This is a genomic window from Methylophaga sp. SB9B (genome assembly GCF_004832235.1).
In the GTDB taxonomy this organism is placed as follows: Bacteria; Pseudomonadota; Gammaproteobacteria; order Nitrosococcales; family Methylophagaceae; genus Methylophaga; species Methylophaga muralis.
This window is the reverse complement of the sequence record NZ_SSXS01000006.1, coordinates 70,405-96,479: the sequence shown is the minus strand read 5'-3', so window position 1 is coordinate 96,479 and position 26,075 is coordinate 70,405. Positions and strand designations below refer to the sequence as shown.

Here is a 26,075-nt window from a genome sequence, read left to right as displayed (position 1 = left end):
TAAATGATAAGCCACTCCCTGAGTCATCATCATGTCCAAGCATTTATTCGGCAGGCCATCACTTAATAAAATCCAATCTGCCGTGTTTTGTAATGGATGTGTTGAGAATAACTTACAGTCAGCTTCAGTGGCTTGTTGAGGCGCATAGATTACCAAGTCTGCTTGATAACTATGATCGCTAAGATCGGCTACCTGAATTAGACTAAAGTCGCATGCTGAAAGTAAATGACTCAATGTCGCTGACAGGACATCATCGGTCGTGATTAGTAGTAATTTAGGCATAAGACTCGTTATCAATTTAGTAATTGATTTTGAGTCTAACATTAGCTATCCGCGGGTTTCTTAACCTAGATAAAGAGGCTGGAAATAATTTTCCAGCCTCTTTTTACAAGCAGATCCAATAATTTCAACTTACTCGGCGTTGCAGAGGTTGTTCGCTTTTCAACCGTTGTAAACGATCTTGACTTAATTGAATATTTGCCAAGTGACCAGCTAAATATGAAGAAATTCGACGATCATTCATTCTTCTTACATAAATTTTAAAAATTTCTAATGATCGCTTTTCCATCATTTCTAAATCAGCGAGATGCTCTTTATTAATCAGCTCGCTAAATGTTCCGTATGCGAGCTTATAGATCGCTCGCATGGTCAAAGCTAACTCAGTGGTACTAGGCTCTGAGTTTTTTAATCCAGAAAAACGTTTGTTAATATCATTAACAATTTCAGCCCGTACCATAGCCATTTCACGAAACAACATTCTTATCTCGCTACTGACCGCCTTCCTTGCGGTCATATTGTAGAAGCTGTATCCATCTGCACAGATACTTTTCAACTCCTGAATAAGCTGTTGTTCTCTGCTATTTAACATGTGACGATCAGTTTGCCACGACAAGTTGATCTTTCACGTCCACGACCTTGTCATAGCCTCTGGCCATTTCAACTGCAAGATCTTTCTCAGTAGCGTTTTTCACATTACCTTTCAAAGTGACAACACCATTATCAGTGGAAACACTGATCTCTGAAGCTTCAAGCTCATCATGCGCTGCAAACTCCATTTTAAGACCCGCAGTCACCGTCATATCATGCCATGCACGACTGAAAGATTTATTATCACTATCGGCTGAATCGTCATTTCGATAGTTTGCATCTACAGTGAGATTATTTTTCACATCGGTAATGCCTTCAATATTATTAGCAATCTCGCCCGCTAAATCTTTCTGGGTTTGGTTTTTTACCTGCCCACTTAATACCGCTACACCATTATCAATATCAGTATCAATATTAAAGTTATTTAACTGGGTGTTGAGTAATAATGCCGTCTCCAACTTGCCATCTAACCAAGCATCTTTTGCTTCACCCTGCCAAGAATTATTGGCCATAACAGGCGCTGTCATTAAAGTTGTTATGGTCAAAACAGCTAAAGCATTCTTTTTAAAATTCATCATTTATCTCCTAAATTTAAGATGTCACACAGTTATTGTTGCCATAACCATGCCAACCAGATAAACAAATATTAATCAAACACTTACAACAAAAGCACTCATATTGAACTAATAAATCATGTAGAAATTACAAATGTCGTCAGGAAAAATTTCATGTTTGAGGATCCTTAAATACAATAAAAAAGGCGCCTGTCGGCGCCTTCGTTTCGTTATAAGCGTTATCAAACGCTAATAATTTAATTGAGCACTTTTAAAAACCTGTTATTTGGTAAGTGCATCAATTTCTTTTTCGGCCTGATCTTTTGCCAGACCATAACGCTCTTGTAATAAGCCAGCCAGTTGCTGAGCATTACCTTTGGTTTGCTCAACTTCATCATCCGTCAAATCACCCCAGCTTTCTCTCAATTTCCCCTTAAATTGAGTCCATTTACCTGATGCAATATCTTTATTCATAATTTTATCCTCATAATTAAAAAATCTAGGAGCCTACCCTTAAGGATTTAATGCATCCTGATTTAGATAAAACCTCTTGATGAAACGATTCATACAAAGAGATAACCCGATCAAGATGATTCAGGAATCATGCCAGCCATATAAACATTTGTTTTAATTAATATTTGAAGATAAAAGTAGAAAACAAATTTCAAATTCTTAGTAGAAATAACATGGTTGGATGTAATTTTTTCAAACCTATTTAAGTAGGTTAACTAAGTACTTTTATTTATGCTGGGATTAACGCCAAGAAAATTTTAACGGCTACTTGCCTGTTATAAATCAAAATCATCAGACACAAAAAAGGCCCGGTTAAGGGCCTTTTCCGTAACAACTTAAAAGATGCTGTTATTTTGTGTTAACAATAAAGTCAACGCGACGGTTTAATGCACGACCGGCGTCAGTATCATTGTTAGCAATTGGTGAGGTTTCACCCATACCAACTGGAATCAAGTTATTACCGTTAACACCTTTAGAAACAAGGTATTCAACAACTGATTCTGAACGACGTTGTGAAAGCTTTTGGTTGTACTCTTCAGAACCAATGCTATCAGTGTGACCTTCAACACGTACTTCAACCACTTCATCAGTGTTCAGTAACGCTGTAACAGCATCATCCAAGATAGTACGAGCTTCTGATGTCAGGTCAGCTTTATCAAACTCAAAGTTTACGCCTGTTAATGACAGAATAGTTTGACCAGCAATCGGGCAACCATCTTCATCAACAATTACACCTTGTGGAGTGTTAGGGCAAAGATCTCTGTAATCTGGCACGCCATCTTTGTCAGAATCAATCGGGCAACCGACTTCATCAACAGTTACACCAGCTGGAGTGTTTGCACACATGTCGATGCCATCAACAACGCCATCGCCATCTGAGTCCATTGCACAACCACGGGCGTCAAGTAACGCACCTGGAACAGGTTCATGTTCACATACTGCTTTCTCTGCGGCTACTACTGTTTCTGCTTTAGCTTCATCAGTTGAGCAAAGTAATAATGCCAACGCTGCACCGACTGCTGCACCACCAACTGCACCTGAACCACCACTTGAAACGGCACCAACTGCGGCACCAGCTACAGCACCACCAAGAGCGGAACATAAAGTGTAGTTATCGTACGCACGCTGATTTGGGCCTGCACAACCAGCCAGCAAACCAATCGTCAGCAGTGCTGCGGTTAATTTTACTGAAATATTCATAGTTTTTATTCCTTTAGATTTATTGCTTAGTATTGTTAATCGCTTGCCGATGTCTAGGCTGACACCTTGAACACATTAGGGTTTCTGTACTTAGGAATCATAATATTACGATTTACAATTCAAGTGTAACATATTAAAAAAAAGACATATTTACCTTTTTTTAAAATCCCTGAAAAACTAAAAACGCGTACCCATAGTTTCGGTTTCTGTTTCGAGGGATAAAGCTTGGGCACCGGCTTCTGCTGGGGGTTCACCACTATCGGAACCTAATTTTATCATTAGCCTGACTTCATTACTTGAGTCTGCATTTCGCAGCGCATCTTCGTAGGAAATTTCACCCGCTTTATATAAATCATACAATGATTGGTCAAAAGTCTGCATTCCCAACTCACGAGAACGCTTCATAACGTCCTTGATTTCAGCGACCTTGCCTTTTTCAATGAGATCCCCGACCAGCGGCGTGTTTAATAAAACCTCTACAGCCACCGCACGCCCTGATCCGTCTTTTTTGGGAATCAAGCGTTGTGCGACGACCGCTTTCAGATTGAGAGACAAATCCAAAAACAATTGCTGGTGCCGATCTTCTGGGAAAAAGTTAATTACCCGCTCCATAGCCTGATTGGCATTGTTAGCATGCAATGTTGAAAGACATAAATGACCGGTCTCAGCAAAGGAAATACCGTAATCCATCGTATCTCGGCTACGGATTTCACCGATCATAATGACATCAGGCGCTTGTCGTAATGAGTTCTTTAACGCAATTTCGTAGGAGTCAGTATCTACGCCAACTTCACGTTGCGTAACTACACACCCGGCATGCTTGTGATCAAACTCTATCGGGTCTTCGATAGTTAAAATATGTCCGGTACTATTTTGATTACGATAGCCAATCATTGCAGCCAGCGTTGTTGATTTACCACTTCCCGTTGCACCGACAAACATCACTAGTCCGCGTTTTGTCATGGCAAGCTCTTTGATGATCTCAGGAACATGCAACTCTTCAATAGTAGGTATCTCACCTTTAACCAGTCGCAGCACCATGGCAATCCGACTACGCTGATAAAGTGCGCTTACCCGGAAACGTCCGGCTCCTTTAGTATCTATCGCGTAATTGCATTCTTTATCACGTTCAAAAGTGCGTTTTTGTTCATCGTTCATGGTACTTAACACCAGTTCACGCGCTTCTTCTTCAGTTAAAGGTTCCTGAGAAAGTGTAGCCATTCGGCCATTTACTTTTAATGTAGCTGGTCGGCCTGAGGTGATAAAGATATCAGAGGCCTCGTGTTTCACTGCCGCTTTAAGAATTGTGACAATTTCCATCATGTTCTCCTAACGGAACAAATCCTTATTCACGGCACGTGGTAAGGCTTCATGCTTAGTGATTTGTTGCCGGCGTATCAAATCCTGTAAACATTGATCCAAAGTCTGCATACCTAAAGCCCCTCCGGTTTGAATCGAAGAATACATCTGTGGAACCTTGTCTTCTCGAATTAAATTACGGATTGCCGGAGTGCCGATCATGATTTCATGCGCAGCGATTCGGCCACCACCTACTTTTTTCAATAGGGTTTGAGAGATAACAGCGCGTAACGATTCTGACAACATTGAACGTACCATGTCCTTTTCAGCAGCCGGGAACACGTCGATAATGCGGTCAATGGTTTTTGCCGCCGAAGAAGTATGGAGAGTGCCAAACACCAAGTGACCCGTTTCTGCGGCGGTGAGCGCCAAGCGGATGGTTTCCAAATCACGTAACTCACCCACCAGGATGATATCGGGATCCTCCCGCAAAGCACTTCGTAACGCTTCACTGAAACCATGGGTATCGCGATGAACTTCACGCTGATTAATCAAACATTTTTTACTGCGATGAACGAATTCAATTGGATCTTCAATGGTTAGGATATGTTCGTTATCTTTTTCATTTCGATAATTAATCATCGCCGCTAACGTTGTTGACTTACCGGAACCGGTAGGACCGGTCACCAGCACAATGCCTCGATTATTATCCGAAATCTGTTTGAAAATCTCCGGTGCACCTAATTCTTCCAGCGTCAAAACAGTCGAGGGAATGGTCCGGAAAACCGCAGCAGCACCACGATTCTGGTTGAATACATTAACCCGGAAACGCGCCAGATTAGGGATCTCAAACGAAAAGTCAGCCTCGAGAAACTCTTCAAAATCCTTACGCTGACGATCATTCATGATGTCATATACCATGGCGTGGACTTCTTTATGGTCCATCGCTGGCAAATTGATGCGTTTAATATCACCATCAACACGAATCATCGGCGGTTCACCAGCGGAAATGTGCAAATCCGACGCATTGTTTTTTGCACTAAAGGTCAGCAATTCAGTAATATCCATGCACATTCCTTATTCAATAACGACAGCTACCTGTCCCTGACAACATAGCGAATACCGCTAAAGGTAGCGCGCTCCTGACTGGCTTGCAACATGACAAATTCAAAAACACGCCTGCAATCTGTGATGAACTTCATCAAATCGGCAGAACAACGTGCGAACCGTCCCGAAGGTTCCGTTAAATTACTGGCGGTCAGTAAAACCTGGCCAGCTTCTCGACTTCGTGAATTAGCTGAAGCAGGTCAATCACGCTTTGGTGAAAATTATTTGCAGGAAGCCTTGGAAAAAATCGCTGCGTTAGACGATTTAATTCTGGAGTGGCATTTTATTGGACCAGTACAATCTAACAAAACACGGGAAATCGCCGCACATTTTGATTGGGTGGAAAGTGTTGATCGATTGAAAATTGCCCAGAGGTTGTCTTCCCAGCGACCAGCGCAAAAGCCGGCACTGAATATTTGTCTGCAAGTGAATATTGATAACGAATCCAGCAAAGCAGGTGTAACTCCCGATAACTTAATGGAGCTCGCCGCAGCCGTGAGTCAGTTGGATAATCTTTGTCTGCGAGGTTTAATGGTTATTCCTGCTATTGCAGAAACAGAAGAGCAACAACTGGATGCTTTTGGTCGAGCGCAGCAACTGTTCTACCAATTGAAATCAGCCCATCCAGAAGTTGATACTTTGTCGATGGGTATGTCCGCAGATATGCAGGCAGCCATTATTCAAGGCAGTACCATGGTCAGGATTGGCACCGCCTTGTTTGGCGACAGACATACACCCAATAAATAATAACCAGTACACTACACCGCTAACAGCATATGCCAATGGAGAAAGCCTAAATGATACCTTGTAAGCTCGCCTTTATCGGCGGTGGAAATATGGCGCGGAGTTTAATTGGCGGCTTAATTGCCAATGGAATGTCTGCTGAAAACATCCATGTTGCTGATATGCAAACCGCAACACTTGAAACTCTGACGAATCGTTATCCGGTAACAACTTTTACTAGCAATCAACAAGCGATTGAAGGTGTTGATGTAGTTATTCTCGCTGTAAAACCACAACAACTGCAGGATGTGGTACGAGAATTAAGCGCTGATTGGCAGCCAGACCAATTGATGATTTCAATTGCTGCCGGGATTCGTATCGAAGACATCAATCGTTGGTTGGGTAAGAGTCAATCGTCTATTGTCCGTGCCATGCCAAATACTCCCGCGTTGGTAGAAGCGGGGGCAACGGCTTTATTTGCCAATGAACATGTCACGCATCAGCAACATGAATTGGCTGAATCCATTCTACGTGCCTGTGGTTTGGCCATCTGGTTGCAGGATGAAAAACATATGGATGCGGTAACGGCCTTATCAGGTAGTGGTCCGGCCTATTTCTTTCTGGTAATGGAAGCCATGGAAAAAGCCGCCATCGAACTTGGCTTGCCACAAGAAACTGCGCGATTATTATGTTTGGAAACAGCATTTGGAGCCGCTAAAATGGCTCTGGAAAGCGGTGAACCTGCAAGCACCTTGAGAAAACAGGTCACCTCTCCAGGCGGCACCACCGAAAGAGCCATTCATGAACTGGAAGATGGTGGTTTACACGGCTTATTTGAAAATGCATTAGTTGCGGCAGCATTACGGGCACGTGAGCTGGCCAATGAATTGGGACAAGATCATCATGCCTAACAGTTATTTTTCCAATCCATTGATGTTTCTGATAGAAACGCTATTTCAACTTTATATGTATATTGTTGCAGTACGTTTGCTGCTGCCACTTATCAGAACGCCGTTCACTCATCCTTTAATACAAACCATTATTCGTATTACCGAACCGTTATGTGCGCCATTGCGAAGCTTCATGCCACGCTCACGAAAATTTGATTCCGCTGTGTTTTTATTGTTGGTTCTGGTCACCCTGGTCAAACTGACTTTACTGTTAAGTCTGGCAGGTGCCTGGCCTGCAATAAGTGGATTGGTATTACTGACTGCTGCTGAATTATTTTCCTTGTTTATCAGCTTGTTTACCGTGACCATTATTATTGAAGTTCTACTCAGCTGGCTGGCACCACAAGGTTATAATCCGGTGGCCAATTTGATTCAGGCAATCAATGCCCCTTTACTTGAACCAGTACGCCGCAGAATGCCATTACTGGGCGGTATTGATTTATCGCCGCTAGTAGTCATATTAGGTCTTCAGGTTTTGTCGATGCTGGTGATGCCGTTGCTGCTCGGCCCCGTGTATCCACAATATTAATTTTGTTATAGGACACAGCACATTATGTCGGACTCCCTACCAGCTGACTCGGTCGGATTGGTAACCCCTTCTCATTTGCATGTTGAGACGCCATTAGATCTGGAATGCGGTCGAACGCTGCCACAGTTTGATTTAATTTATGAAACCTATGGCCAGTTAAATACTGATAAAAGCAATGCCGTATTGATTTGCCATGCGTTGTCGGGGGATCATCATGCTGCCGGGTTTAATTCTCTGGAAGAACGCAAACCAGGCTGGTGGGACAGTGCGATTGGTCCTGGTAAAGCTATCGATACCAATCATTTTTTTGTAGTTTGTCCCAATAATCTGGGTGGCTGTAAAGGCTCATCTGGCCCGAATACCATTAATCCGGAAACAGGCAAATTATACGGACCTGATTTTCCGATTGTGACAGTAACTGACTGGGTTAAAAGCCAGGCGATCCTAGCGGATTCATTAGGTATTCAGAAATGGGCTGCCGTTGTTGGCGGTAGTCTGGGTGGGATGCAGGCTTTGCATTGGGCTATATCGTTACCAGATCGGGTTGCCCATGTTCTGGTTATTGCTGCAGCACCCAAACTATCAGCACAGAATATTGCCTTTAATGAAGTCGCCCGCACCGCCATTAAATCTGATCCGGAATTTCACCAAGGTCGTTATCAGGAATTTAATACCGTGCCTCGGCAAGGATTAGGCCTCGCCCGAATGTTGGGACATATCACCTATCTTTCTGATGAAGCGATGGGAGAAAAATTTGGCCGCGAATTGCGTAGTGGCAAAATTCAATATGGTTATGATGTTGAATTCCAAATCGAAAGTTATTTGCGTTATCAAAGCATCAGCTTTGTCGAGCGCTTTGATGCCAATACCTATTTATTGATGACCAAGGCCTTGGATTATTTTGATCCGGCCAAGGAATTTAATGACGATCTGACCCAAGCCGTCAAAGCGATTCAGGCTAAATCGTTAATCATTTCATTTACCAGTGACTGGCGTTTTTCACCGTTACGCTCTTTGGAAATCGTCAATGCCCTGCTCAGTGCTGGCAAGTCTGTCAGTTATGCCGAGATTGAGGCGACTCAAGGCCATGATGCTTTTCTAATGCCGATCCCCCGTTATATGAAAATCTTTGCCAGCTATATGCAGCAAGTCGCGAAAGAGGTGAATGGCTGATGACCTTACGTGTTGATTTACAAATAATCAGTGATTGGATCCCCGATAACGCCCATGTTCTGGATCTGGGCTGTGGAAATGGTGCTTTGTTAAAGCATCTTCAGCAACGTAACGTTACCGGTTACGGGCTGGAAATTGATAACAGCAAATTTACCGAATGTATCCATAGCGGCGTCAATGTAATTCAAGCCGATTTGGATGTTGGCCTCGGGCAATTTTCCGATCAAAGTTTTGATTTTGTCATCTTGTCACAAACCCTGCAGGCGGTGAAAAGACCGGATTTTCTGCTGCGTGAAATCATGCGGGTTGGCAAGCAAGGCATTATCGGTTTTCCGAATTTCGGTCATTGGCAATGCCGTGTTCAACTCGGACTGGGTGGCAAAATGCCGGTATCTAAGAACTTGCCCAATGCCTGGTTTGATACACCAAACATCCATCTTTGTACTTTGAAAGATTTCGAAAAAATTTGTGACCAATACGGTTTTAGTGTGGTTAACCGCAGCGTGGTCAATCATGAACACAAAGATACTCTGGGTATACGTTTATTGCCCAACCTGTTCGGTCAGATTGCGGTGTATTTAATTCATAACGGAAAATCATGAAAGATTATCAACACGACTTTATTGAATTTGCCTTACAAACCGGTGTTTTGCGTTTTGGTGAATTCACCCTCAAATCAGGACGGATTAGCCCGTATTTTTTTAATAGCGGTTTGTTTAACAGTGGTGCATCACTGGCACGCCTAGGCCGTTTTTATGCTCAGGCGATTAGTGAATCCAGTCTCGACTATAACGTATTGTTTGGCCCGGCATACAAGGCATTCCGCTGGCATCGACAACTGTTGTTGCACTCGCTGACCAGCATAACCGGGATGTGCCCTATGTGTTTAACCGCAAAGAGAAAAAAGCTCATGGTGAGGGCGGACAATTAGTTGGGGCTGAACTGCAAGGTAAGGTGTTGATTATTGATGATGTCATTTCCGCCGGCACTTCAGTAGGAGAGTCGGTTGAAATTATCCGTGCCGCAGGTGCTGAACCTGCCGGTGTCATCATTGCACTGGATCGTCAGGAACGAGGCCAGGGTGAGTTATCTGCAATTCAGCAGGTCGAACAAACACATCATATTCCTGTAGTTAGCATTATCTGTTTGAATGACTTGCTCAGCTATCTGCAGGATAACCCTGAGTTGCAGCAACACTTGCCGGCTGTAAAAGCTTACCGGGAAAAATATGGGGTCTGAGATTTAGAATGGCCCCCAAATCAATCTGACTGCAATTAACAAAGTGACGATTTCAAAACTGCGTTTGATCCAGCGGTTGCCCCAGCGCAGTGCTAAATGCGATCCGAGATAACCACCTAAAAAAGATCCGAGTATTAAAGCTGGTAACCAATCCCAGCGGATCTCACCCAAAATACCCAAGGTAATTGCTCCGGCACCATTCCAGAAGACTCCAACCAGAATCAGTGTGTAGGCGACTGCACGCTGATAATCCATGCCAAACCATAATATCAACCACAGGGTGACAAACAATCCGGTTCCGGAAGTCAGTGAACCATTAAGAATGCCCAAAAAGAATAGAACTATCGCCCCCCATATATAACCACGTCGTTCGCGATGAACCGGTAAATAAATTTGTCCTAATGCCGGTTTAAACAACGAATAAATTCCCAAAGAACCGGTTAATATCCCTAAGGCAATCTCTGCGATTCTGTCTGGCACCATTAGGATCACACTGCCGCCAATCACCACTCCCGGCAGCCCAGCCACTAACAGTAAAACGACAAAATGACGTTCCAGCCGACTGGTTGAGATATAACGTAAAGCTGCGCCTAATCCCAGAGCGACACTGGCCACTTTATGCGTTGCCAAGGCTACAGAGAAGGTTAGCCTAGGAAAATCAGTACCGGAAACTGGATTAAACCTGCACCGCCGCCACTCAATGCCGAAAAAGTATTTGCCAGCAAAGAAATAACAAACAGAATAAAATGTTCAACAAAGCTCAAATTAACAAGGCTCTCTGGGAAATAATGATGATTTCAATACGCTTTGTACTGGCGTCGATGCTAAGCGCGACATTGTTTATTGCCACTACTGCATCCGCGGCACAACTTTACCGTTTTACTGATGAAAGTGGTATTCCAACTATCAGTAAAACCTTGCCGCCTGAAGTTGCCCAGCAAGGTTACGATATTCTGGATGAGAAATCGATGCGAGTTATTCAGCGGGTGCCGCCTGCCTTAACTGAAGCGCAAATTATTGAACGAGATAAGCAAAGAAAACTGGATTTAGAGGCACAGAAACAAGCTGAGCAAGCTGCCAAAATAGCAGCGGAAGAACGTCGTAAACGTGCTATCTACGATCATAACTTGTTATCGGCCTATCAATCAGAACAGGATTTGTTGAATGAACGCGATAAAGATCTGCTATACCGTGAAAAACGTTTGGAAGTATTGAACGGTAAACGCAAAGGTTTACAACAGCGCTTACAGCAAGCACAACGACAAGCTGCGGATAATGAATTAAGCGGTGTTGGTCTTAGTGAAAACCTGAAAAGTCGCCTGCAGGCAGCGCAGCAGGAGCTGGACAACAATCAATCAACTATAGATCAATTACAAACAGAAATTACCACCCTTAAACAGCAATATGAATTGGATTTACAACGGCTGCGCGAACTATTAGGTTCATCCCCTGCTAGCGATTAAATCAGCAAATCCAGTTGACTCATTAACAACTGATTTTCAGTGTGGTTACCAATACTGATCCGTAAAAACTGATCAATTCTCGGCTTTTTAAAGTGCCGAACAATCACACCTTTATCGCGTAATCCGGCAGCCAAAGTAGCGGCATCATGCTGAGGATGACGGGTAAAGACAAAATTTGCTGCTGAGGGCAACACCTCAAAGCCCAATTCCTGTAACGATTGTGTTAACCATTCACGCTCGGTAATCACTTGCTGCTGGCATTGTTTAAAGTAAGCTTCATCCTGATACGCTGCGACGCCGGCAGCAATCGCCAGACTATCGAGTGGATAAGAATTAAAGCTGTCTTTGACTCTGACCAATGCTTCAATTAACTCAGGATGTCCTATGGCAAAGCCGATACGCATTCCAGCCAGGGAGCGTGATTTAGACAATGTTTGAGTGACCAGCAGATTGGGGAATCGCTGAGTTAACGGAATGGCGGTTTCACCACCGAAATCAATGTAAGCTTCATCAATGACCACCACCGAATCACGGTTCATTTCCACCATCCGCCGGATATCATCCAGTGACACTAAACAGCCGGTTGGGGCATTGGGGTTAGGCATGATAATGCCGCCATTATCGCGTTGATAATCGGTGATTTCGATTTCAAAATCAGCATTCAACGGCACGAGAACCGACTCTATCTCGTATAGCTGACAATACACTGGATAAAAGCTGTAGGTGACGTCCGGAAACAACACCGGCTTGCCATGTTTGAACAGAGCATTAAAGACATGCGCCAGCACTTCATCTGAACCATTACCGACAAACACACACTCAGCAGGCACATTATGATAATCGGCAATCGCCTGTTTGAGCGGGCCGCCATCAGGCACCGGATACAAGCGTAAACGTTCAGTAGTTGCCATGCGAATGGCTTCCAGCACTTTGGGTGACGGTCCAAACGGATTTTCGTTGGTATTGAGCTTCACCAGATTATGGCCGCGTGGTTGTTCACCCGGCACATAAGGTTCTAACGAATGAACAAAATCACTCCAGAAGCGGCTCATTATTTTTCCTGTAAACGATACTCAGCGCTGCGTGCATGCGCGGTCAGACTCTCACCGCGAGCCAACACTGATGCAATCTTACCCAGACTTTGTGCCCCTTGTGATGACACCTGAATCAAGCTGGAACGTTTTTGAAAATCATATACACCTAAAGGCGAACTGAAACGTGCGGTGCGTGACGTCGGCAAGACGTGATTTGGTCCGGCACAATAATCACCCAAAGCTTCAGGTGTATATCGGCCCATAAAAATCGCACCCGCATGGCGAATTTGTTTAGCCATTTCCATCGGTTCATCAACTGACAATTCCAGATGCTCTGGCGCAATGTAATTACAGACTTCAACCGCCTGCTGCATATCATCAACCAGAATCATTGCGCCACGATTTTTCAGCGAAGTTTCAATAATTGCTTTGCGTTCCATGGTGGGCAGCAAACGGGCAACCGATTCTTTCACTTTCTGCAAAAAATCTGCATCCGGTGAAATCAGAATCGATTGGGCATCTTCATCATGTTCAGCTTGAGAGAAAAGGTCCATGGCGATCCAGTCCGGATCGGTCTTGCCATCACAAATCACCAGAATTTCTGATGGTCCGGCGATCATATCAATGCCAACCGTACCAAAGACCATGCCTTTAGCAGTTGCAACAAAGATATTCCCCGGTCCGACAATTTTATCGACCTGTGGAATGGTTTCCGTACCATAAGCCAATGCTGCGACGGCCTGAGCGCCGCCAATGGCAAAAATACGATCTACACCAGCAATTGCAGCAGCCGCTAATACCAGATCATTCACTTCATCATCCGGGGTTGGTACTACCATGATCAATTCCTGCACCCCAGCAACTTTGGCTGGAATAGCATTCATCAATACTGATGAAGGATAAGCGGCTTTACCACCTGGCACGTATAAGCCCGCACGATCCAATGGTGTGACTTGTTGTCCCAACAAGGTTCCGTCAGCTTCAATGTAATGCCAGGATTCCTGCTTTTGGTGTTCATGGTAGCGGCGCACTCGTTCTGCAGCCTGCTCCAGAGCCTGACGTTGTTCAGCTGGAATAGATTCCAATGCTGCTGCTGCGCGGGTTAATGGAATTTCCAGTTCAGCCATAGCGGTTGCTTTAACCCGATCAAAACGTTGACTGTATTCAACCACCGCTTGATCGCCACGTTGCTTTACATCTGCCAGGATATTTCTAACAGTCTCGGTAATTGCTGCATCAGACACACCTTCCCAGGCCAATAGCTCAGAGAGCTTGGACCAGAAATCGGCTTGCTGAAAATTCAATTCACTCATTTGGTTCATTTTTGCTGCTCTTTTACTGCGTTGCGAATCTGCTCAATAAATTGCTGGATCCGCGCATGCTTGGTTTTCATCGATGCCTTATTGACCACCAAACGCGAACTTATATCCGCAATATGTTCCATGGGAATTAACCCATTGGCTCGCAGGGTATTGCCAGTGTCAACCACATCGACAATCCGATCGGCCATACCGACCAGCGGTGCGAGTTCCATTGAGCCATACAACTTAATGATCTCGACCTGTTGGCCCTGTTCCGCATAAAAACGTTTAGTGCTTTCGACAAATTTGGTGGCCACTTTCAAACGACCTTGAGGAGGCTCTGCATTTTGTTTACCGGCTGTCATCAATTTGCAGCAAGCAATCTTCAAATCAACCGGCTCATACAGCTCAGCAGTAGGATGCTCCATTAATACATCTTTGCCAGCCACACCCATATCCGCGCCACCATATTCAACATAGGTCGGTACATCGGAAGCGCGCACAATAATCAATCGAACATCAGGCAGATTGGTTTCTAATATTAATTTGCGGCTTTTTTCCGGGTCATCAAGCGGTTCAATACCAGCCGCCTTTAATAGCGGTAAGGTTTCCTCAAAGATTCGTCCTTTAGAAAGCGCCAGCGTTAACATTTCAGCCATTGGACGCCGTCCTTGCCTGCGTCGGTATACGGCGAATCCGCGCTCCCAGTTGCTGCAGTTTTTCTTCAATACATTCGTAACCACGGTCGATATGATAAATACGTTCTACCTGGGTTTCCCCTTCAGCAACCAAAGCTGCCAAAACCAGACAGGCTGATGCACGTAGATCTGTAGCCATTACTGGCGCTGCAGTCAGTTTATCCTGGCCTTTACAAACCACCGTATTACCTTCGATTTGAAGATTAGCGCCCATCCGTTGCATTTCCTGCACATGCATAAAGCGGTTTTCAAATACCGTTTCAACGATAGTTGCCTGACCTTCGGCAATACTGTTCAGCGCAGTAAACTGGGCCTGCATATCGGTCGGGAATGCAGGATATGGCGCTGTACGGATATTAACCGCCTTAGGCCTTCTGCCTTCCATATCCAAAGTAATCCAATCCTCTCCTACTTCGATTTTAGCACCGGCTTCTTCCAGCTTGAGCAGTACTGCTTCTAACTGATTGGCATCGGTGTCTTTGAGTTTGACTCGACCACGGGTTATCGCTGCAGCGACCAGATAGGTACCGGTTTCAATACGATCTGGCAAAATCGCATAATGCGTGCCATTAAGCTTTTCAACGCCTTCAATATGAATCGTTGTCGAGCGGCGCCGGTAATTTTTGCGCCCATTTGATTTAGATATTTAGCTAAATCCACCACCTCGGGCTCACGGGCAGCATTTTCAATAATGGTGGTACCTGAAGCCAGTGTCGCAGCCATCATCAGGTTTTCTGTTCCGGTTACGGTGACTTGGTCCATAAAGATGTGAGCACCTTTAAGACCTTCACCACTGGTTGCGCGGATATAACCATTTTCAACTTTGATTTCAGCGCCCATCTGCTCCAGACCACGCAAATGTAAATCCACAGGACGTGAGCCGATGGCACAACCACCAGGTAATGAGACATCGGCTTTGCCAAATTTGGCTAACAGAGGTCCTAGCACCAAAATGGAGGCCCGCATGGTTTTCACCAAATCATAAGCGGCTTCAGTGATGGTTAATGTTGATGGATCAATTAACACACCGGAACGTTCATCAACCGTAAGGGTGACTCCCATCCGGCCTAACAGCTCCAAAGTGGTGGTTATGTCATGCAAGTGCGGGACATTGCCAATACGCACTGGCGAATCGGCTAATAAAGCCCCCATCAGTATTGGCAGGGCCGCATTCTTGGCACCTGAAATCCGGATCTCGCCATCAAGCGCGACACCACCTCTAATAATTAATTTGTCCATGAGTTTGCTCTGGAAGAAAAAGGATTGGTTTAGCGAGAGACACCGGTTTTCAGTGACAATGCATGTACAGCGCCACTGGTAAAACTGTCACCTAATGTGGCTTTGACAGCGCGATGTTGTTCTATCAAGCTTTTTCCAGAGAATGACGGACTAAAAACCCGTGCATCAAAATGCTGGCCATCTTCACCAAACACTTCGACATCAGCATCAGGTAAGCCTGCTTCAATCATTGCTTTGATATCTGCTGCTTTCATGTATCACCACTTTTAGTAAATTTATTGCAGGGGAAGAAGTTCTTCCAAGCCGCTTGCTTCAGCCATCGCTAGCATCTGTGCAGGCATATTAAAAAAACGAATCGGTTTATTGAGTTGCTGTGCCTGACGCATCCATTCAATCAGTAAAGCCAGGCCAGCACTATCGCTATGAGTAACCTCACTGAGGTCTACATCAAGAAGAGCTGTTTCCGCAAACAGCTCTTTTGTCATATCAATGCCGCTCACTGCTGTATCAAAAGACAGCTCACCGGCAACCAGAATGCGTTTTGACGTTTCATCAAAAATCAGCTTCATTATCTGGCTCGATCATTACGTTTGGAAAGGTTTTCAATCAGTGCATCCATGCCGCTGGTGCGAATATCACGATTAAATGATGAACGGTAGTTGGTGACCAGACTGATACCTTCAATTCTAACGTCGTAAACTTTCCACTCATCCTTGTTGTTTTTATACAGCGATAACGCCATCGGAATTGAGGGGCCATTTGGCTGAACAACTTCCATCGGCACATTTACCCGGCCTTTTTCAACATCATCACGGAATGGTAAAAAGCGGATTTCTTCATTGGTGTATTCCAGCATAGCCGTAGCATAGGTTCTAACCAGCAACAGGCGGAACTCCTCAACAAACTTTGTCTGTTGTTCCGCTGAAGCATCACGCCAGCTGCGACCCAGAGCCAATCTTGCCATACGTTCAAAGTCAAAATGTGGAATTAGAATTTCCTGAACCAGCGAAAAAATCTTCTGAGGATCCTGGTCCAGTTCAGCTTCGTGATCCTTAAGTGCTTTCAGCATATTGTCTGATGCTTCTTTCACTAAAGCTTGTGGCTCTGGCATAGCTTGGGCTGAAGCGCTGAAAGCCATTAACGCCAAAAAGCCTGCCGCCACCAACTGTATTGAAAATTGTTTGATATTAATCATCTTAATCACCTTCTGCGGTGCTGTATAAGAATTGGCCAATCACCTGTTCCAATACAACTGCGGGTTGAGTCAAATCAATGACGTCGCCATCTTCCAGGTAAAAATCATCCGCACCTGGAGACAAACTTATGTATTGCTCACCTAATAAGCCAGCCGTAAAAATACTGGCTGAGGTGTCTACCGGAATATTGTCATATTGACGGTAAATATTAATCGTGACCTTGGCATCGTAAGTGTCTGGATCAAGAGAGATAGAGGTAACCCGTCCAACTCTGACTCCGGCCATTGTTACTGGCGAACGCGGTTTTAGACCACCAATATTCTGAAAGTTTGCGACAACCTCATAGCCTTTATCATCGGTAAAATCACCTAAGTTGCTTACCTTCATTGCCAGGACGAATAAGGCAGCAATACCGGCAGCAACAAACAAGCCAACCAGGATTTCGGTACTTCTTTTTGAATTCATTTAAATATCTCCAAACATCAACGCAGTCAGAACAAAGTCCAGGCCGAGAATTGCAAAAGCGGAATGGACAACTGTCCGCGTTGTGGCACGCCCCACACCTTCCGAAGTAGGTGTTGCGTCATAACCTTCAAATAAAGCGATCCAGGTCACTACAAAACCAAACACAATACTTTTAATCACACCGTTCAGTATGTCTTCGTACCAATCCGTTTTTGCCTGCATTTGAGACCAGAAAGCGCCATCATCAACACCTAACAAGCCATGACCTATAAGAAAAGCACCGAAAATGCCAACAGCACTGAAAATGGCTGCCAACAAAGGCATGGAAATCAGGCCTGCCAAAAATCTTGGAGCAATGATACGTTTCATCGGATCAACAGCCATCATTTCCATACCTGACAACTGTTCCGTGCTTTTCATCAAACCAATTTCAGCAGTTAAGGCAGAACCAGCCCGCCCGGCGAATAATAAGGCGGTGACAACAGGACCCAACTCTCTTACCAGCGATAATGAGACCAGTACACCCAGTGATTCTTCGGCCCCAAAGTCAACCAGCGTATTATAACCTTGAAGTCCCAAGACCATGCCGACAAACAGACCGGATATGAGTATTATCAGAACCGATAAAACACCAACATAAAACAGTTGCTGAATGACCAGCGAGAAACGAAATGTCAGGCTGGGCATGCCTGCCATCATCTGCACCAGGAACATATGGCCCCGACCAAGTCGCTGAAAGGTATTCAACCCCCAACGGCCAAGGCTGCGTAAAAACTCAATCATCGTTTTTCCTCTGCATTCAACAGGTCTTTACTAAAGTCATTACCGGGATAATGAAATGGAACCGGTCCATCTGGTAAACCTTGTAAAAACTGTTTCACCCACTCTGAACCAGAGGTTTTAAGGGTTTCTGGTGTTCCTTTTTCGATTACTTTGCCGCCCGATAACAGATATATTTCATCTGCAATCTGCGTTGTCTCAGCCACATCATGTGAAACGATAATACTGGTCAGGCCCATCGCATCATTTAGACGTCGAATCAGATTGACTAGCGTACCCATTGAAATCGGATCCTGACCAGTGAATGGCTCATCATACATAATCATCATCGGGTCCAGCGTCACCGCCCGCGCCAAAGCTACCCTTCGAGCCATACCACCTGACAATTCTGCGGGCATCATATCCCGCGCATTTCGCAGTCCAACGGCTTGTAATTTCATCAACACCAAATCACGGATCATCGACTCCGGAAATTTTGTGTGTTCTCGCAGAGGAAAAGCGACATTTTCAAAAACATTTATATCGGTCAGCAAAGCACCACTTTGAAACAGCATTCCCATTCGCTTGCGCAACTCATAAAGTTTTGAGTGCGACAGTTTATGAACATTCTGCCCATCAACTTCAACAGTGCCACTATCCGGTTTCAGCTGACCGCCGATCAGTTTCAACAAAGTCGTTTTGCCGGTGCCGCTCGGCCCCATGATTGCGGTTACCTTACCTTGATAGATATCAATATCTATGCCATTAAAGATAACTTTGTCGCCACGGTTAAAATGCAAATCCCTGATTTTGATCAGTGGTGCCATTATTTTTTGCCGATATCAAATATAAAGACCGCTAATTTTCTTGAATCGCTGATGTTAAGTCAAATCGCTGTGTGGAAAAACCAGTGTTTATCGGCTAAAGTGTTGTCGCCATTTCAAGTATCGGGAACTTGTTCTGTTAATGCTGACTCAAAGTTCCTGCAGATATTGTGGTAAAACTACCGATCAAACGGAGAATCTTAATGAAGAAATTTTTACAAATAGTTGCTGCATCAGTTATTGCTCTACCCTTAGTGGCAACCGCACATGGCCCTACTCGCCAACAAGTTGAAGAAAAGGTTGTTATCAATGCTGCCCCAGAAAAAGTCTGGGAAATGTTGAAAGACTTTAGTGCTATTGATCAATGGCATCCTGCTGTTGAAAGCGTGGAAATGGAAGCTGACAATGTTCGCGTTCTGACGCTTAAAAGTGAAGGCAACCCAACTATCACTGAAGAGCTTGAAAAAGTTGATGATGAGAGAATGTCTCTTATCTATAAAATCACTGGTATGAGTGTTGTTAAAACAATTACTTTTAACAGCAAAGATACGCCTTACTACACCTTACCTGTTTCAACTTATAAATCATGGATGTTTGTAAAAGAAGTTGATGGCGGTACAGAAGTTATGTGGCGTGCAAAATTCTACCGTTCATTCATGGACAATCCTCCTGTACCAGAAGGTCAGGCTGATGCGGATGCAGTTGCGGCTGTGACCGAAGTTTATAAAGCCGGTCTGGAAAATCTGAAAAACATCATGGAGAAATAATGCTTTTTTCTATTAACGAAAATGCATTTTTTAAAGCGACCCTTAACCGGGTCGCTTTTTTTGTGTTTGCAAGTTTTAGTTTGTCGGCATGTGCAGAACCTGCCAACTATGCATTTATAAGTAATCAGCTAAGTAATGACATCAGCGTGATTGATATCAATAAAAAAGCGGTTGTCAGCACTATTACCGTGGGAACAGCCCCTGCTGGTGTGGCATTAAGCCAGAATGGTCAACGTGTATTGATAACCAACCCCGACAGCCAGAATATTTCCGTATTAGATGCTCGCCAATTAACTGAGATCAGCCAGATTCCAGTGGGCCAAGGTCCGGTCGGTATTGCCACTAACCATGATGGCAGTCTGGCATACGTTGCTGACTGGTATGAGCATAAAATCAGCGTTGTTGAAGTGGATAAACAACTTATCCGTAAACGTATTGATGTGGGTAATTCCCCCGCTGGCGTGATCCTTAACGAATCACAAAACCGTTTATATGTCGCTAATCGTGATGATAATTCGGTGAGCATTATTGATACTGTCACTGAGCAAGTTGTTGATACTGTCGAAGTCGGTCAAGCCCCGTTTGGCCTGGCATTAACGGCTGATGGCAAACGACTTTTCAGCGTCAATGTGCAGGACAACAGTGTCAGCATGCTCGACACCGATAGTCTTACGGTAATCGCGACTATTGAAGTCGGAGAATGGCCTTACTGCGCTGTAAGCAGCCCTGATGGCAAATTTCTTTATGTAACCAATCAGGATGAAAATACCGTTTCTGTAATTGATATTGCAGCTGCAGAGACCATTAACACCATTGAGGTGGATGACAGTCCTGAAGGTATTGATATTACGGCCAATGGCAAACATCTTTATGTTTCAAACTGGGGAAGCGGCAGTGTTTCCATCATTGATACTGAAACCGGTAAACGCATTGAAGATATTAAAACCGGAGATGGTAGCCGCGCCTTTGGCGATTTTATTATCAGCCAATAATATTCTGTGACCGTACAGATCCATTCTTTAGCAGTAACCGACGCAGAGCTTAACGATAAAGCGGTACTGATTGCTGAACGCTGCGGTTTGCAAGCCGCAGCGCTCGACTCGAATATTGCTCAGCTGGTGCTTACACTTTCAAGGTTAGAAATCCGCGTCCCAGGACTTGGCGGGCCGGTATTTATCGATTTCACTACTGGTAAATACCAACATCGCCGACAGTTCGGTGGCGGGCGTGGCCAACCACTGGCCAAAGCTGTTGGGCTTAAAAAAGGGGCTACCCCTTATATTATTGATGCAACAGCAGGTTTTGGCAGAGATGCTTTTGTATTTGCCAGTTTAGGCTGTCGGGTCACATTGATTGAACAGAACCCTTTAATGGCTGCCTTATTGGCTGATGCACTACATCGGGCTGTGGATGATAATGAGGTCACAGACATCATTTCACGGATGCAATTACATCAAGGAAATGCCGTCGACTACCTAGCTGGTCTTCTCGAAACCGATAGACCAGATGTGGTTTACCTGGACCCAATGTATCCCTCAAGGGATAAATCCGCTCTCGTCAAAAAAGAAATGCAGCTTTTACATCGGCTGGTAGGACCTGACAGCAATAGCTCTGATTTACTTAATGTGTCGCGAGAAGTTGCTTTGAAACGAGTTGCTGTCAAACGACCAAAAGGTGCTGAGTTTTTTGCCAATCAACAACCGCATGTCAGTATCGAAAGCAAAAATACCCGTTACGATATTTACACCCGTTAAATTCGCTAACGGCGTTGTTTATCCAGCTCTCTAAGGTGTGCCAGCTTTTCGGCAATCTTGATTTCCAGACCGCGATTAACCGGCTGATAATATTGCCGCTGCGGCATGGTTTCCGGGAAATAATTTTCCCCTGCCGCATAGGCATCCGGCTCATCATGAGCGTAACGGTATTCCTTACCGTAATCGAGTTCTTTCATCAGTTTGGTCGGTGCATTACGCAGATGTAATGGTACCTCGGCTGAACCAAAGTTTTTGGCATCCTGCATTGCTGCTTTAAATGCGGTATAAACCGCATTGCTTTTAGGTGCGCTAGCCAGATAAACCACCGCTTGAGCAATCGCCAGCTCGCCTTCTGGGCGGCCCAATTTATCAAAACTCTCCCACGCATCCAAAGCGATACGCAATCCCCGTGGATCAGCATTACCGATATCTTCAACTGCCATACGAACAATGCGGCGCATCAGATAAACCGGATCACAGCCACCATCCAGCATTCGGCACAGCCAATACAAGGCTCCGTCCGGTGAAGAACCACGAACCGATTTATGTAATGCCGATATCTGGTCGTAAAACGCTTCCCCCCCCCTTGTCAAAACGCCTTAACGTGCCCGAAAGAACTTCCGCCAGATCAGTTTCATCAACTTCGGTTTGCTGTTTGCTATCAGCCAGATCAATGGCGATTTCCAGCAGATTCAATACCCGCCGTCCATCACCATCAGCAGCTTGTGCCAGTTGTTCACGTAACCGGTCATCCAGTTTGATATCACGCCCCGCCAAACCTCGAATGCCATCCTGCATTGCACGATCAATGATCAGCTTTAAATCATTCACTTCCAGGGATTTGAGCACATACACCCGCGCCCGTGATAACAACGCGTTGTTTAATTCAAATGAGGGGTTTTCGGTGGTAGCGCCAATAAAAGTAAAGGTGCCGTCTTCAACGTAAGGCAAAAAAGCATCTTGCTGAGACTTGTTAAAACGATGCACTTCATCAACAAATAACATGGTACGTCGACCACGTTCCTGTTGCAGTTGCTTGGCTCGGGTAACAGCCTCACGAACTTCTTTAACACCCGCTAATACGGCAGAAATACTGATAAATTCTGCATCACAATATCCGGCAATTAAGCGGGCCAACGTGGTCTTACCTGTTCCGGGAGGCCCCCAGAAGATCATCGAATGAGGCTGGCCGGTGGCTATCGCCTGTCTTAATGGTTTACCTTCAGCTAATAGATGTTGCTGACCGATATAGTCATCCAATGTCTGCGGCCGCATCCGGTCAGCCAATGGACGGCCAACCTGTGGATGCAGATTATCAAACAGGCTCATCAGGGAATATCGCCCACCACATCAACACCTTCAGGTGCAGTAAATTGAAATCTTGAATCAGGTAAATTGTGATTGATTTGGACATTGCTGAATACCAGTCGTGTACGCTGATCAAAACTATCTACCATCAACATTTCCCGGATACCATTTGCATCGAATGCCAAGGCAACGGTTTGATAGGTATTGTCATTTTCTTTTGGCATCAACCGAACCCATTGCAGTTCATCTTCTGATTCCAGTTCAATGATAGTGTATTCCGCCTCCGGCAAGGTATTTCCCGATAGCAATCCAGCAGGGGTTTCAGCTAAGGCTTCATCTTGCAGTTTGACGGTAATTTGTTCTAAATCGACATCGTAAAACCAGATCCGCTCACCATCAGCAACGATTTGTTGTGGAAAAGGTGTGTCGTAATCCCAGCGAAATTTACCAGGTCTGGATAATAAAAACTGTCCAGTGGCTTCTTCTACCACCTGTCCATCGGTATCAATGACAGTTTGCTGAAAGTCGGCTTCAAGCTGTGAAACCTGCTTTACAAAAGTGTTGAGCCTATCTACAGCTGATTCGGCAAAAGCCAATGAAGGCAGGATCAAGCTACCTAACAGCAACCACTGTGTTGCACAGCGTTTTATCATTATTTCTACTCCAAATCGTTTCAGAACAACTAAGACAGCAATTGCAGTCAACTAATTGCATTAGTTGCGTGGCGGTGGAGCCAATACTTCGCGACTACCATTAGTTTGCATCGCGGATACCACACCAGCAGCCTCCATTGCCTCAACAATTCGAGCTGCACGGTTATAACCGATTTTCAACCGGCGCTGCACTCCGGAGACAGACGCACGGCGACTTTCGGTGACAATTTGCACTGCTTGATCGTAAAGCGGATCGGTCTCACCATCACTGGCATCACCAACCCCGGCGCTTTCACCATCATCATCGTTATTATCCTGGGTAATTTCTTCCAGATAATTGGGGCCGCCTTGCGATTTCAGGAAGTTCACTACTGCATGCACTTCATGATCATCCACAAAGGCACCATGCACACGCTCAGGCAAGCCGCTGCCAGGAGGTAGATACAACATGTCGCCCTGCCCTAACAATTGCTCGGCACCCATCTGATCTAGAATAGTTCTCGAATCAATTCTTGAAGAGACCTGAAACGCCATACGGGTCGGGATATTCGCTTTAATCAAGCCAGTAATAACATCCACCGAAGGTCTTTGGGTTGCCAGAATTAAATGAATACCGGCAGCACGAGCCTTTTGTGCCAAACGAGCAATCAGCTCTTCAACTTGCTTGCCAACGACCATCATCATATCGGCTAATTCGTCGATGATGACCACGATAAACGGCAAGGTTTCCAAAGTCGGGATCGGCTCACCAGGCAACACTTCTGCCATGGGGTCTGGAATCGGTTCACCGCTATCGATGGCATCCTGCACTTTCTTGTTATAACCAGCAATATTGCGCACGCCCAATGCGGCCATCAATGGATAACGTCTTTCCATTTCTGCAACACACCAACGCAATGCATTAGCGGCCTCTTTCATATCGGTCACCACAGGCGTCAACAAATGCGGAATATCTTCGTAAATCGATAATTCCAACATTTTCGGATCCACCATGATCAGGCGAACATCTTTAGGTGTGGCTTTGTATAACAAACTCAAAATCATTGCGTTAACGGCAACGGATTTCCCAGAACCGGTAGTACCCGCCACTAATAAATGCGGCATTTTTTCGAGGTTAGCAACCACAGGTCTGCCAGCAATATCTTTACCCAAAGCCATAACCAAAGGTGATTTGCTGTTTTCGTAATCACTGCAAGCGAGAATTTCGCGTAATCGAACCACTTCACGAATTTCATTGGGGATTTCCAGGCCCACAAACGGCTTGCCCGGAATAATTTCAACAATACGTACACTGGTAATCGATAAGGCTCGAGCCAGATCTTTGGCTAGACCACTGATGCGACTGACTTTAATGCCCGCTGCTGGTTGTAATTCAAAACGGGTGACCACCGGACCAGGCTGAACCTCAACTACCTGAACTTCCACACCGAAATCTTTTAGTTTTAATTCCACCAGACGCGATAATGCTTCTAACACTTCTTCGCTATATCCCGTGGTGACGGCTTTTGGCATGTCCAGTAAAGACAAGGTTGGCATTCCTGGTGCATCAGGTGTTTCAAACAAGGGTTGCTGGCGTTCTTTTTCTTCACGCTTGCTAGGTTCTTTCACCACTATCTGGGGTTCAACGCGGACTTTAGGCTTACTTTGCATTTTTTCTTTCTGTGCGATAAAGCTTTCTTCGCGTTGCTGACGGGTGCGTCTAATTTGCAAATTACCCTGCAATTCACGGCTCCAGCGGGAAACATGGATTAACACCACCATCGCCATAGCACCCAACCGGTCAATCACCATTAACCAGGATAAACCGGTAAATAATGTTACCCCGGTCAGCAATAACGCTAACAACAACAAACTGGTGCCTGAAGCACCAAAGACTGATTCAAATCCCTGACCAACTGATTGCCCAAGAACACCACCAGCACCTTCAGGTAAATATTTTGCATATTCAACTAAACTGAGGGATGACAAGCCACTGGCAGCAGCCAAAGCCATAATCAGCCCGACAGATTTTAATACCCAGAAATGCAACTCATCATCGCCATCGGCCCGCTTGCCCCAGCTGAATAACAGCCAGCCACTGAATCCCAACATGAGTGGTGCCAGATAAGCAGGTAAACCAAAAGCAAACAGCAAAGTATCTGCAAGCCATGCGCCGACAATACCACCCCGGTTAGCGATGAGATCATCCGTTCCGGTGGTTGACCAGCCAGGATCAGTAGGTTCGTAAGTGATTAAAGACAACAATAGATATGCCGCTAATGCCAGCGCCAGGATCAGTGCTGCTTCACGAAGTCTGAACCCGACTGCGCCAGCGGAGACATCTGGTTTATTTTTGTCGTTTGCCCGTGTCGCTTGTGCCAATGTGATATTTCCAATGAAGCCAATTGATTAAACGCAGATTCTAACACAGGTTTTAGCAGCTGATGCTTGTCCAAAGGCAAAGCAATGGGTACTCTAATC

At 45.0% G+C, this 26,075-nt stretch carries 27 protein-coding genes and 4 pseudogenes; 10 read left to right on the top strand and 21 right to left on the bottom strand.

All coding sequences use genetic code 11. The features are described from left to right. The 7 genes and pseudogenes from E8Q33_RS15620 to E8Q33_RS08110 all read right to left on the bottom strand — a co-directional run. A pseudogene (locus tag E8Q33_RS15620) lies at window positions 1-324 on the bottom strand (hypothetical protein); the annotation flags it as partial. A gap of 82 nt (window positions 325-406) precedes the next feature. Beyond that, the gene (locus tag E8Q33_RS08135; protein WP_136554055.1) at window positions 407-868 is read right to left on the bottom strand and encodes a DUF2383 domain-containing protein; all 462 of its coding nucleotides are present in this window, start codon (window positions 866-868) and stop codon (window positions 407-409) included. 7 nt (window positions 869-875) lie between these two features. Continuing rightward, a complete protein-coding gene (locus E8Q33_RS08130; protein WP_247869977.1) occupies window positions 876-1,445 on the bottom strand; it encodes a BON domain-containing protein in 570 nt (189 codons plus the stop codon). Window positions 1,446-1,703: 258 nt separating this feature from the next. Beyond that, window positions 1,704-1,895, bottom strand: coding sequence for a CsbD family protein (locus tag E8Q33_RS08125; protein ID WP_136554053.1), 192 nt, complete (start codon window positions 1,893-1,895; stop codon window positions 1,704-1,706). A 387-nt stretch (window positions 1,896-2,282) separates the two neighbouring features. Then, window positions 2,283-3,134 carry an OmpA family protein gene (locus tag E8Q33_RS08120; RefSeq protein ID WP_069296243.1) on the bottom strand — a complete coding sequence of 284 codons (852 nt, stop codon included), beginning with the start codon at window positions 3,132-3,134 and terminating at the stop codon, window positions 2,283-2,285. A gap of 177 nt (window positions 3,135-3,311) precedes the next feature. Then, window positions 3,312-4,454 carry a PilT/PilU family type 4a pilus ATPase gene (locus E8Q33_RS08115; RefSeq protein ID WP_136554152.1) on the bottom strand — a complete coding sequence of 381 codons (1,143 nt, stop codon included), beginning with the start codon at window positions 4,452-4,454 and terminating at the stop codon, window positions 3,312-3,314. Between the two features lie 9 nt (window positions 4,455-4,463). Next, window positions 4,464-5,501 (bottom strand): type IV pilus twitching motility protein PilT, encoded by a 1,038-nt coding sequence (locus tag E8Q33_RS08110; RefSeq protein WP_069296245.1) that lies wholly within the window; start codon window positions 5,499-5,501, stop codon window positions 4,464-4,466. A 90-nt stretch (window positions 5,502-5,591) separates the two neighbouring features. Here E8Q33_RS08110 and E8Q33_RS08105 point away from each other — a divergent pair, with 90 nt between their 5' ends. The 6 genes and pseudogenes from E8Q33_RS08105 to pyrE all read left to right on the top strand — a co-directional run bounded on the left by E8Q33_RS08105 (window position 5,592) and on the right by pyrE (window position 10,154). Beyond that, window positions 5,592-6,287 carry a YggS family pyridoxal phosphate-dependent enzyme gene (locus tag E8Q33_RS08105; protein ID WP_069296246.1) on the top strand — a complete coding sequence of 232 codons (696 nt, stop codon included), beginning with the start codon at window positions 5,592-5,594 and terminating at the stop codon, window positions 6,285-6,287. Between the two features lie 50 nt (window positions 6,288-6,337). Continuing rightward, complete coding sequence (proC, locus tag E8Q33_RS08100) at window positions 6,338-7,174, top strand: pyrroline-5-carboxylate reductase (RefSeq protein WP_069296247.1); 837 nt, start codon at window positions 6,338-6,340, stop codon at window positions 7,172-7,174. Next, window positions 7,167-7,742, top strand: a complete 576-nt coding sequence (locus E8Q33_RS08095) for a YggT family protein (RefSeq protein WP_136554150.1) — start codon at window positions 7,167-7,169, stop codon at window positions 7,740-7,742. Before proC ends, E8Q33_RS08095 begins: the two co-directional genes overlap by 8 nt. A gap of 24 nt (window positions 7,743-7,766) precedes the next feature. Next, window positions 7,767-8,915 (top strand): homoserine O-acetyltransferase, encoded by a 1,149-nt coding sequence (locus tag E8Q33_RS08090; RefSeq protein ID WP_136554051.1) that lies wholly within the window; start codon window positions 7,767-7,769, stop codon window positions 8,913-8,915. Next, complete coding sequence (metW, locus tag E8Q33_RS08085) at window positions 8,915-9,517, top strand: methionine biosynthesis protein MetW (RefSeq protein ID WP_136554049.1); 603 nt, start codon at window positions 8,915-8,917, stop codon at window positions 9,515-9,517. Before E8Q33_RS08090 ends, metW begins: the two co-directional genes overlap by 1 nt. Then, window positions 9,514-10,154: pseudogene (pyrE, locus tag E8Q33_RS08080) on the top strand (orotate phosphoribosyltransferase). Before metW ends, pyrE begins: the two are co-directional and overlap by 4 nt. Before the next feature lie 3 nt (window positions 10,155-10,157). Here the strand turns inward: pyrE and E8Q33_RS08075 are convergent. After that, window positions 10,158-10,784, bottom strand: a complete 627-nt coding sequence (locus tag E8Q33_RS08075) for a sulfite exporter TauE/SafE family protein (RefSeq protein ID WP_371413276.1) — start codon at window positions 10,782-10,784, stop codon at window positions 10,158-10,160. 158 nt (window positions 10,785-10,942) lie between these two features. Between E8Q33_RS08075 and E8Q33_RS08070 the strand changes: the two genes are divergently transcribed. Next, entirely contained in the window at window positions 10,943-11,617 is a 675-nt protein-coding gene (locus E8Q33_RS08070) for a DUF4124 domain-containing protein (protein WP_136554047.1), read from the top strand. Here E8Q33_RS08070 and hisC read toward each other — a convergent pair. The 10 genes and pseudogenes from hisC to E8Q33_RS08020 all read right to left on the bottom strand — a co-directional run bounded on the left by hisC (window position 11,614) and on the right by E8Q33_RS08020 (window position 19,136). Further along, a complete protein-coding gene (hisC, locus tag E8Q33_RS08065) occupies window positions 11,614-12,669 on the bottom strand; it encodes a histidinol-phosphate transaminase (RefSeq protein WP_136554046.1) in 1,056 nt (351 codons plus the stop codon). The two genes, E8Q33_RS08070 and hisC, sit on opposite strands and share 4 nt — an antisense overlap. Further along, window positions 12,669-13,973: a histidinol dehydrogenase gene (hisD, locus tag E8Q33_RS08060; RefSeq protein WP_136554044.1), complete on the bottom strand. Its 1,305-nt coding sequence runs from the start codon at window positions 13,971-13,973 to the stop codon at window positions 12,669-12,671. Before hisD ends, hisC begins: the two co-directional genes overlap by 1 nt. Next, window positions 13,970-14,602 carry an ATP phosphoribosyltransferase gene (hisG, locus tag E8Q33_RS08055; RefSeq protein ID WP_211116129.1) on the bottom strand — a complete coding sequence of 211 codons (633 nt, stop codon included), beginning with the start codon at window positions 14,600-14,602 and terminating at the stop codon, window positions 13,970-13,972. The genes hisD and hisG overlap by 4 nt, the downstream gene beginning before the upstream one ends. Window position 14,603: 1 nt before the next feature. Next, window positions 14,604-15,889: pseudogene (gene murA, locus E8Q33_RS08050) on the bottom strand (UDP-N-acetylglucosamine 1-carboxyvinyltransferase). A gap of 29 nt (window positions 15,890-15,918) precedes the next feature. Continuing rightward, window positions 15,919-16,143: a BolA family protein gene (locus E8Q33_RS08045; protein WP_069296257.1), complete on the bottom strand. Its 225-nt coding sequence runs from the start codon at window positions 16,141-16,143 to the stop codon at window positions 15,919-15,921. Window positions 16,144-16,164: 21 nt separating this feature from the next. Continuing rightward, window positions 16,165-16,458, bottom strand: a complete 294-nt coding sequence (locus E8Q33_RS08040) for a lipid asymmetry maintenance protein MlaB (RefSeq protein ID WP_247869976.1) — start codon at window positions 16,456-16,458, stop codon at window positions 16,165-16,167. After that, complete coding sequence (locus E8Q33_RS08035; RefSeq protein ID WP_069296259.1) at window positions 16,458-17,084, bottom strand: phospholipid-binding protein MlaC; 627 nt, start codon at window positions 17,082-17,084, stop codon at window positions 16,458-16,460. Before E8Q33_RS08035 ends, E8Q33_RS08040 begins: the two co-directional genes overlap by 1 nt. A 1-nt stretch (window position 17,085) precedes the next feature. Beyond that, window positions 17,086-17,550, bottom strand: coding sequence for an outer membrane lipid asymmetry maintenance protein MlaD (gene mlaD, locus E8Q33_RS08030; protein ID WP_069296260.1), 465 nt, complete (start codon window positions 17,548-17,550; stop codon window positions 17,086-17,088). Next, a complete protein-coding gene (gene mlaE / locus E8Q33_RS08025) occupies window positions 17,551-18,333 on the bottom strand; it encodes a lipid asymmetry maintenance ABC transporter permease subunit MlaE (protein ID WP_069296261.1) in 783 nt (260 codons plus the stop codon). Further along, a complete protein-coding gene (locus tag E8Q33_RS08020) occupies window positions 18,330-19,136 on the bottom strand; it encodes an ABC transporter ATP-binding protein (RefSeq protein WP_136554040.1) in 807 nt (268 codons plus the stop codon). Before E8Q33_RS08020 ends, mlaE begins: the two co-directional genes overlap by 4 nt. A gap of 200 nt (window positions 19,137-19,336) precedes the next feature. Between E8Q33_RS08020 and E8Q33_RS08015 the strand changes: the two genes are divergently transcribed. From E8Q33_RS08015 to E8Q33_RS08005, 3 genes are read left to right on the top strand one after another with little or no spacing between them, the layout of a single operon-like run. Continuing rightward, window positions 19,337-19,900, top strand: a complete 564-nt coding sequence (locus E8Q33_RS08015) for an SRPBCC family protein (protein ID WP_069296263.1) — start codon at window positions 19,337-19,339, stop codon at window positions 19,898-19,900. Continuing rightward, window positions 19,900-20,892, top strand: coding sequence for a cytochrome D1 domain-containing protein (locus E8Q33_RS08010; protein WP_136554038.1), 993 nt, complete (start codon window positions 19,900-19,902; stop codon window positions 20,890-20,892). The genes E8Q33_RS08015 and E8Q33_RS08010 overlap by 1 nt, the downstream gene beginning before the upstream one ends. 6 nt (window positions 20,893-20,898) lie before the next feature. Further along, window positions 20,899-21,654: a class I SAM-dependent methyltransferase gene (locus E8Q33_RS08005; RefSeq protein WP_136554036.1), complete on the top strand. Its 756-nt coding sequence runs from the start codon at window positions 20,899-20,901 to the stop codon at window positions 21,652-21,654. Between the two features lie 5 nt (window positions 21,655-21,659). On the opposite strand, the pseudogene E8Q33_RS08000 reads toward E8Q33_RS08005, so the two are convergent. The 3 genes and pseudogenes from E8Q33_RS08000 to E8Q33_RS07990 form a co-directional block, all read right to left on the bottom strand. Continuing rightward, window positions 21,660-22,983: pseudogene (locus tag E8Q33_RS08000) on the bottom strand (replication-associated recombination protein A). Next, window positions 22,983-23,615 carry an outer membrane lipoprotein chaperone LolA gene (gene lolA / locus E8Q33_RS07995; RefSeq protein WP_136554034.1) on the bottom strand — a complete coding sequence of 211 codons (633 nt, stop codon included), beginning with the start codon at window positions 23,613-23,615 and terminating at the stop codon, window positions 22,983-22,985. The pseudogene E8Q33_RS08000 and the gene lolA overlap by 1 nt, the downstream one beginning before the upstream one ends. 60 nt (window positions 23,616-23,675) lie before the next feature. Next, a complete protein-coding gene (locus E8Q33_RS07990) occupies window positions 23,676-25,976 on the bottom strand; it encodes a DNA translocase FtsK (protein WP_136554032.1) in 2,301 nt (766 codons plus the stop codon). Between the last annotated feature and the right edge of the window lie 99 nt (window positions 25,977-26,075).

Excerpts from the sequence above, each read along its gene's own strand:
- E8Q33_RS08035 (WP_069296259.1), bottom strand. The coding sequence starts at position 17,084 with ATGATTAATATCAAACAATTTTCAATACAGTTGGTGGCGGCAGGCTTT.
- mlaE (WP_069296261.1), bottom strand. The coding sequence starts at position 18,333 with ATGATTGAGTTTTTACGCAGCCTTGGCCGTTGGGGGTTGAATACCTTT.
- proC (WP_069296247.1), top strand. The coding sequence starts at position 6,338 with ATGATACCTTGTAAGCTCGCCTTTATCGGCGGTGGAAATATGGCGCGG.
- E8Q33_RS08010 (WP_136554038.1), top strand. The coding sequence starts at position 19,900 with ATGCTTTTTTCTATTAACGAAAATGCATTTTTTAAAGCGACCCTTAAC.
- E8Q33_RS08045 (WP_069296257.1), bottom strand. The coding sequence starts at position 16,143 with ATGAAAGCAGCAGATATCAAAGCAATGATTGAAGCAGGCTTACCTGAT.
- metW (WP_136554049.1), top strand. The coding sequence starts at position 8,915 with ATGACCTTACGTGTTGATTTACAAATAATCAGTGATTGGATCCCCGAT.
- hisD (WP_136554044.1), bottom strand. The coding sequence starts at position 13,973 with ATGAACCAAATGAGTGAATTGAATTTTCAGCAAGCCGATTTCTGGTCC.
- hisG (WP_211116129.1), bottom strand. The coding sequence starts at position 14,602 with ATGTTAACGCTGGCGCTTTCTAAAGGACGAATCTTTGAGGAAACCTTA.
- E8Q33_RS08135 (WP_136554055.1), bottom strand. The coding sequence starts at position 868 with ATGTTAAATAGCAGAGAACAACAGCTTATTCAGGAGTTGAAAAGTATC.
- E8Q33_RS08130 (WP_247869977.1), bottom strand. The coding sequence starts at position 1,445 with ATGATGAATTTTAAAAAGAATGCTTTAGCTGTTTTGACCATAACAACT.
- E8Q33_RS08070 (WP_136554047.1), top strand. The coding sequence starts at position 10,943 with ATGATGATTTCAATACGCTTTGTACTGGCGTCGATGCTAAGCGCGACA.
- E8Q33_RS08095 (WP_136554150.1), top strand. The coding sequence starts at position 7,167 with ATGCCTAACAGTTATTTTTCCAATCCATTGATGTTTCTGATAGAAACG.
- E8Q33_RS08120 (WP_069296243.1), bottom strand. The coding sequence starts at position 3,134 with ATGAATATTTCAGTAAAATTAACCGCAGCACTGCTGACGATTGGTTTG.
- E8Q33_RS08115 (WP_136554152.1), bottom strand. The coding sequence starts at position 4,454 with ATGGAAATTGTCACAATTCTTAAAGCGGCAGTGAAACACGAGGCCTCT.
- E8Q33_RS08040 (WP_247869976.1), bottom strand. The coding sequence starts at position 16,458 with ATGAAGCTGATTTTTGATGAAACGTCAAAACGCATTCTGGTTGCCGGT.
- lolA (WP_136554034.1), bottom strand. The coding sequence starts at position 23,615 with ATGATAAAACGCTGTGCAACACAGTGGTTGCTGTTAGGTAGCTTGATC.
- hisC (WP_136554046.1), bottom strand. The coding sequence starts at position 12,669 with ATGAGCCGCTTCTGGAGTGATTTTGTTCATTCGTTAGAACCTTATGTG.
- E8Q33_RS08105 (WP_069296246.1), top strand. The coding sequence starts at position 5,592 with ATGACAAATTCAAAAACACGCCTGCAATCTGTGATGAACTTCATCAAA.
- E8Q33_RS08090 (WP_136554051.1), top strand. The coding sequence starts at position 7,767 with ATGTCGGACTCCCTACCAGCTGACTCGGTCGGATTGGTAACCCCTTCT.
- E8Q33_RS08125 (WP_136554053.1), bottom strand. The coding sequence starts at position 1,895 with ATGAATAAAGATATTGCATCAGGTAAATGGACTCAATTTAAGGGGAAA.
- E8Q33_RS08015 (WP_069296263.1), top strand. The coding sequence starts at position 19,337 with ATGAAGAAATTTTTACAAATAGTTGCTGCATCAGTTATTGCTCTACCC.
- mlaD (WP_069296260.1), bottom strand. The coding sequence starts at position 17,550 with ATGAATTCAAAAAGAAGTACCGAAATCCTGGTTGGCTTGTTTGTTGCT.
- E8Q33_RS08020 (WP_136554040.1), bottom strand. The coding sequence starts at position 19,136 with ATGGCACCACTGATCAAAATCAGGGATTTGCATTTTAACCGTGGCGAC.
- E8Q33_RS08110 (WP_069296245.1), bottom strand. The coding sequence starts at position 5,501 with ATGGATATTACTGAATTGCTGACCTTTAGTGCAAAAAACAATGCGTCG.